Genomic DNA, 1,667 nt, shown 5'->3' on the forward strand with positions numbered 1-1,667 from the left:
AGATCGAGGCCAAGTTGCAGGAGCATGCTGCGATTCGCGACACCCTGGTTGTCGATATCGACGGACCAAGCGGTAAGCAGTTGGTTAGCTATTTGGTTACCGATACCGACTTGTCGAACGACCCAGAGCAACAGGCTGCCCTGCGCATTACGCTGCGCGACCACCTGAAAGAAACCTTGCCGGACTATATGGTCCCGGCCCATCTGCTTTTCATTGAGCAACTGCCGCTGACGCCCAACGGCAAGTTGGATCGAAAGGCCCTGCCTGCACCCGATGTCAGCCAGTTGCAGCAGGAGTACGTCGCACCACAGAGCGATCTTGAGCAGCAAATAGCCGCCATCTGGGCTGATGTGTTGAAGGTGGAGAAGGTCGGTCTCACCGATAACTTCTTCGAGTTGGGCGGCGACTCGATCATTTCCATCCAGGTCGTCAGTCGTGCCCGCCAAGCAGGTATCCGCTTTACCCCCAAGGAGCTGTTCCAGCACCAGACGGTGCAGGGCCTGGCCTCGGTAGCACAGTGTGGAGAGGAGGGGGGCTGCAGATTGATCAGGGGCCGGTCACTGGCGAGGCACTTCTGTTGCCGATCCAGCAGAGCTTCTTCGAAGAGGACATTCCTGAACGCCATCACTGGAACCAGGCGCTGTTGCTCAAGCCGGGCAAGGCCTTGGAAGCAGAGAAGCTGGAGCTGGCACTGCAGGCAATTGTGCGTCACCACGATGCGCTGCGTTTGGGCTTTACTCAGGGGAGCAACGGCAGCTGGAAGGCTAATTACCACCCTGTTGATGGGCAGCAGTCAATTCTATGGGAGTCCGAAGTACAGAATGAAGAGGAGCTGGAAGCGCTGTGTACTGGGGCGCAGAGCAGCCTGAGTCTGCAGAGTGGCCCGCTGATTCGGGTAGTTTTGGCAAATCTGGCCGACGGCAGTCAGCGATTGCTGCTGGCGGTTCACCACTTGGTGGTAGATGGTGTGTCTTGGCGCATTCTGCTGGAGGATTTGCAAACTGCTTATGGCCAATTGAGTTCTGGTCAGGGAGTGAGACTGCCCGCCAAGACCAGCTCGACTTGCGGTTGGGCAGAGCGCTTGCAGGCCTACGCCAATAGCGAAGCACTGCAGCCAGAGCTGCACTACTGGCAAGATCAATTGACTGATGTGATTGCCGATCTGCCCTGCGATAACCCTGAAGGTTCGATGCAGGGCCAGTATGCGGCCAGCGCTCAGACCCGCCTGGATCAGTCTTATACCCGCCAACTGCTGCAACAGGTGCCCTCGGCTTACCGCACTCAAATCAACGACCTGCTGCTGACCGCCTTGGCCCGAGTTATCTCCTGCTGGACGCAAAGCGACGATGTGCTGGTGCAACTGGAGGGGCATGGTCGAGAGGATCTATTCGACGATATCGACCTGACTCGCACGGTGGGCTGGTTCACCAGTATGTTCCCAGTGAAGTTGAGTCCAGTACAAGCAATCGATGGCTCGATCAAGCGGATCAAGGAACAGTTACGGGCAATCCCGGAGAAGGGGGTTGGTTTTGGTGCTCTGCGTTATCTTGGTGATCAGCAAGCACAACAGGTGTTGTCTGCACTTCCAGAGTCACGGATTACCTTCAATTATCTGGGGCAGTTTGATGGCAGTTTTGCTGCAGAGCAGGAAGGAAGCAAAAGCGCAT

Annotated in this window: 1 pseudogene; it reads left to right on the forward strand. The window is 56.7% G+C overall.

Annotation, left to right across the window (positions count from 1 at the left end):
* Positions 1 to 1,667, forward strand: a pseudogene (locus INT39_RS22275) (condensation domain-containing protein); the annotation flags it as partial.

It is taken from the genome of Pseudomonas sp. FME51 (genome assembly GCF_014897305.1).